Origin of the sequence: Micromonospora sp. NPDC049799, from assembly GCF_040656655.1 — a bacterium.
In the GTDB taxonomy this organism is placed as follows: Bacteria; Actinomycetota; Actinomycetes; order Mycobacteriales; family Micromonosporaceae; genus Micromonospora.
Map to the genome: position 1 here is coordinate 1 of NZ_JBFAMU010000390.1, position 4646 is coordinate 4646.

At 68.3% G+C, this 4646-nt stretch carries 5 protein-coding genes and 1 pseudogene; 2 read left to right on the forward strand and 4 right to left on the reverse strand.

Features of this window, described 5'->3' with window-relative positions:
- Positions 1-194: pseudogene (locus tag AB0I76_RS22855) on the forward strand (ATPase); the annotation flags it as partial.
- Between the two features lie 317 nt (positions 195-511).
- On the opposite strand, the gene AB0I76_RS22860 reads toward AB0I76_RS22855, so the two are convergent.
- The 4 genes from AB0I76_RS22860 to ngcE form a co-directional block, all read right to left on the reverse strand.
- Entirely contained in the window at positions 512-886 is a 375-nt protein-coding gene (locus tag AB0I76_RS22860; RefSeq protein ID WP_357038904.1) for an Imm51 family immunity protein, read from the reverse strand.
- Positions 883-1632, reverse strand: coding sequence for a carbohydrate ABC transporter permease (locus AB0I76_RS22865; protein WP_357038915.1), 750 nt, complete (start codon positions 1630-1632; stop codon positions 883-885). Before AB0I76_RS22865 ends, AB0I76_RS22860 begins: the two co-directional genes overlap by 4 nt.
- Before the next feature lie 155 nt (positions 1633-1787).
- The gene (locus AB0I76_RS22870) at positions 1788-2696 is read right to left on the reverse strand and encodes a sugar ABC transporter permease (RefSeq protein ID WP_357038907.1); all 909 of its coding nucleotides are present in this window, start codon (positions 2694-2696) and stop codon (positions 1788-1790) included.
- A 30-nt stretch (positions 2697-2726) separates the two neighbouring features.
- On the reverse strand, positions 2727-4145 hold the full coding sequence (gene ngcE, locus AB0I76_RS22875) for an N-acetylglucosamine/diacetylchitobiose ABC transporter substrate-binding protein (protein ID WP_357038910.1): 1419 nt from the start codon (positions 4143-4145) through the stop codon (positions 2727-2729).
- A gap of 198 nt (positions 4146-4343) precedes the next feature.
- On the opposite strand from ngcE, the gene AB0I76_RS22880 reads away from it, so the two are divergent.
- On the forward strand, positions 4344-4646 hold a 303-nt coding region (locus AB0I76_RS22880), incomplete at its 3' end, for an acyltransferase family protein (RefSeq protein ID WP_357038912.1).

Here is a 4646-nt window from a genome sequence, read left to right on the forward strand (position 1 = left end):
TCGGTGGCGGCCTGCTCACCGGCGACACCCCGCTGGGAGTGGCAGTCCGCGCCGAGGTCACGTCACGCTGGCCCGACGCGGACGTACGGACGGCCGGGGACGGTGCGGCGGCGGCCGCGTGGCTCGCCGCGCTGGACCTGCCCGAGGTCACCGACCCCGAGGCCCTGCACGCCCTCCTCGTCCCCGCCCCCTGACCACCCGCGCCCCGCGCCCCGCGCCCCGCGCCCCGCGCCCCGCGCCCCGCGCAAGATCAACACGATGTCATTGAAGTCGGGCTGTCCTGGGCACGCCGACACCGCGATATCAGTGACATCGAGTGGATCAAGGCCTGAATGGCAGAACGGCAGGACCGGCGAAACGACGAAACCCGCGGAGCCGGCGGAGGGAAGGTCTTTCCCCGTGATGTCTGTCGGACATAAAAATGTCTGACAGACATCACGCTCACTCAACCACTCACCGACATCCTCGACGCACCACCCACGAACCCGTGCGGACGCCTGAGGAGCAATAATCAATAACGGTCACGCGAGCGGAGTCGGGTCGGCGTGCGCAGGAGGTCCCGGTACGCCGCTCCCAGCTGCTTGCCCAACGCACGCAGCGGCTCCGACCGGTCGCCGGTGACCGCGAAGGTCTCCGCATCGGAGTCGAAGGTCAGCAGGTCGACCTCGTCCGGCAGTTCCCGGCGGGCAAGCCGCTCGGCGAGGTCGTTCCACCCGTCGCCGTCACAGGGCACCCCCGCCCGGGCGAGGGTCGCCACGGCCCGCTCCATGTCCACGCCGTGCAGCAGGAGACCGTAGCGGGGACGGCTCCGGCCGCCGCAGTCGCGCACCGGCGGGTCGTCGTGTTCGACGAACACGAACGGCGCGAAGCTGGTCCGGTCGATCACTTGAGCTGGCCGGCGGTGAGGCCGGACTGCACCTGGCGCTGGAAGATGACGTACACGGCGAGCACCGGCAGCACGGCGATGGTGAGGCCGGCGAAGAGCCGGGCGTAGTCGCCGGCGTAGCCCTGGCTGACCGAGAGCGCGAAGAGCCCCTGGGCGAGCACCCACTTGTCCTCGTCGCCCTGCATGAGCACCTGCGGCAGCAGGAACTGGTTCCAGTGATTGAGGAAGTTGAAGATCGCGACACTGATCAGTCCCGGACGCGCCATCGGCAGCATCACCTGGAAGAAGAGCCGGAAGTGTCCGCAGCCGTCGACCAGCGCCGCCTCGGCCACCGAGGTGGGCAGCGTCCGGAAGAACGCGGTCAGGAAGAAAACCGTGAACGGCAGGGAGTACGCGGCGTAGACCAGGATCAGGCCGGTCCAGGTGCCGAACAGGCCGGCGTTGCGCACCACGAAGAACAGTGGCACCAGGGCCAGGAAGACGGGGAACATCAGCCCGCCGACGAACAGGTAGTAGACGATCTGCCGGCCGCGGAACTCGTACCGGGCGAAGACGTAGGCGGCGGTGGCGCCCATCAGCATGGTCAGGCTGACCGAGCCGGCCACAACGATGAGGCTGTTGAGGAAGTACCGGCCGATGTTCGCACCGGTCCAGGCCCGGACGAAGTTGTCGAAGCGCAGCGTCTCGGGCAGCCCCCACGGGTCGGCGAGGATCTCGCCGTTGCTCTTGAACGCGCTGACGACCATCCACACCAGCGGCAGGACGGTCACCGCGCCCCAGAAGAGCAGGAAGCCGTGCGACAGCAGGTTGGCGACGCCGAGTTCACGGCGCAGGGGACGGTCGGCGGCGGGTACGGCCGGAGCCGCGGTCACCGCCGCCGGCGCGGTCTCGTCCAGAGTGGTCACGACAGTTCGATCCGATCACGTCGGCCGGCCCGCAGTGCCAGCACCGCCACCGAGAGGGTCAGGAAGAACATCACCACGCCCATCGCCGAGGCGTACCCGAACTTCGTCTCGCTGCCGAACGCGGTGTCGTACATGCGCACGCCGATCACGTCGGTGGAGAAGTTCGGGCCGCCGTTGGTCATGAGCTGCACGAGGATGAACCCGTCCAGCGCGAAGATGGCCAGGTAGACCCAGGCGACCTGGACGGTGTCCCACAACAGCGGGATGGTCACCCGACGCAGGGTGGTGAGCCGGGAGGCGCCGTCGAGCATGACCGCCTCGTAGATCTCCTTCGGGATGGCCGCCATGGCGGCGCCGAAGAGCACCACGTAGAAGCCGACGTTGCTCCACACCATCACCGCCAGGACACACCAGAAGGCGGTCGCCGGGTCACCCAGCCAGGTCGGCGCCGACAGCCCGAGGCTGGCCAGCGAACTGGTCAACAGTCCCTTGTTGGGGTGGTAGACCTCCTTCCACAGCAGCGCGATGATCACGACGGAGAGCACCTGCGGGAAGAAGTAGACGGTGCGGTAGAAGGCCGTGCCGCGTACGCCGCTGACGCCGGCACGGCCCTTTCGACCGCCGATGGTGAGCATCGAGGCGAAGAAGAGCCCGAGGACGATCGTCACCACCGGCACGAGTGCCAGCAGGATCGCGTTGTTCTGCAACGCGTTCCAGACGTAGTCGTCGCGCCACAGGGCCCGGAAGTTCTCCAGTCCGATGAAGTTGGCGTCGGCGGAGTAGCCGAGCCAGTCCGTGGTGGAGATCTGGAACGCCTGCAGGTACGGCGACACGACGAAGACGACGTACAGCAGGACCGGCGGCACCAGGAAGGTGACGATCAGCGGCCACTTGCCATGTCTCACGGTGCTCTTCCCCTCCCAGGGCGGACGGCCTCAGGCGGTCCGCTTGTACTTCTTGACCGAGCTGTCCTGGGCGATCGAGTCGGCGCCCTTCTGGCACTGGTCGAGGAACTCCGCCGGGCCGATCCGGCCGCTGAAGAACTCGCCGCAGGCGGCGTCGACGAGGTTGCGCTCCAGCTTGCGGTAGTAGTTGTTGTAGACCCAGTTGAACCCGTCGGCGCCGGACGCCTCCAGGGCCTTGACCACCGTGTTCAGGCCGTACGGCAGCTCGACGCCGTCGCTGGCGCCGGCGACCACGGTCAGGCTGGACACCTTCTTCGTGAAGTCCTGGGCGCCCTTGCGCGACAGCATCGTCCGGAAGTACTCCAGGCCACCGGCGAGGTTCTTCGCCTTGGCCGGCACCATGAACGGCTCGCCGGCGGTGCCACGGACCGCCTCGAAGGGCAGCTTGTCGCCGCTGCCCAGGCTCGGGGTCGGCTGGACGGCCATGTTGAACCCGGCCGGGGTGACGTCCTTCTGCTCGGCCTCCAGCCAGGAGCCGCACGAGATGAAGGCGGCCTTGCCCTGGCACCACGCGGTCTGCGACTGCTTGTGGTCCAGGCCCGGGGAGCCCTCCAGGATGAACTTGTCCTTGACGATCTGGTGCCACGCGTCGGCGGCGGCCTTCATCGCGTCCGACTTCCAGGCGTTCGGCTCCAGGTTGTCGATCGCCACGGCGACCTGCGGCCCGCCGAACTTGATGGCGGTGGAGATCAGCGGCCAGCTCATGTAGCGGGGGTGGGCGCCCGCGTACGTCCACGGGGCGATGCCCGCGGCCTTGATCTGCCTGCACAGTGCGATGTGGTCGTCCCAGGTCTTCCCGTACTGCCAGTTGCGCTCGGTGAAGAGCTTGCTGGAGTGCCAGATGCCGTAGACGGTGTAGGTGTAGTTCATCACCAGGAACTTGCCGTCGTACGAACCGACCTCGACCGCGCCGGGCAGCAGGGTGTCGCGCACCTTCTTGCCAGGAATGTCGAGGCTGGGTGCGTCGAGCAACTCGCCGAGGTCGGCGATGGCGTTCTGGGACACGAGGCCGTTGAAGTCGATCTGGCCGGCGCCGGAGTTGTTGACCACGTCCGGCGGGGTGCCGTCGACGAAGCGCGGCTGGAGGGTCTTGCTGATCTCCTGCGTCGCGGAGTGCTTGATCGTCGCCTTCGGGTACTTCTCGGTGTACATGGCCTCGTGGGCCTTGGCGTACTCCTCGCCGAAGCCGCCGTTGAAGATGACCACCTCCAGCGGCGCGTCCTCCTTGACGCCGAGCGGGTTCTGCTCGCTCTTGGTGCCCTTGTAGGTGCCGGCGTCGCCGCCGTCGTCGTCGCCACCACCGGTGGCGCAGCCGGCGAGCAGCCCGGCGGCGGGGGTGGCCAGCAGGCCGGCGGCGGCGCTACGCCGCAGGATGTCACGCCTGTTCATCGTCTCTCCTCGGATTCGGTGTTCCGACGACCACCGGGTACGGGGGAGGCGGTCGTCGCGCGAGGCACGGGGGAAGTTTGTCTTCAGTTTGCAACGTGTTGCTGAAGAATTTCTACGGCAGGAGGGCCCGGACTTCAAGACCCGACGGCCGAACCGTTATCACCACCGGCCACACCACAGCTGGCATACGCTCGCTCCATGCGCCGACTGCGTGCGCTCGCCGAGGCCACGCCGGCTGGTCGGGAACGGATCGTCGACCTGCTCCGGGCGCTCGCCATCGTCATGGTCGTTCTCGGCCACTGGGCGGTGGCCACCATCGGGTACGACGCCGCCGGCAGGCCGACCGCCCGCTCCGCCCTGCCCGACCTGCCGTGGGCGTACCCGCTGACCTGGGTCGCCCAGGTGATGCCGGTGTTCTTCCTCGTCGGCGGGTTCGCCAACGCCGCCTCACTGGCCGCGCGCCGGGCCCGCGGCGGCGACGCCACCGGGTGGCTGCTGGAC

Excerpts from the sequence above, each read along its gene's own strand:
- AB0I76_RS22865 (WP_357038915.1), bottom strand. The coding sequence starts at position 1,632 with ATGGTCGTCAGCGCGTTCAAGAGCAACGGCGAGATCCTCGCCGACCCG.
- ngcE (WP_357038910.1), bottom strand. The coding sequence starts at position 4,145 with ATGAACAGGCGTGACATCCTGCGGCGTAGCGCCGCCGCCGGCCTGCTG.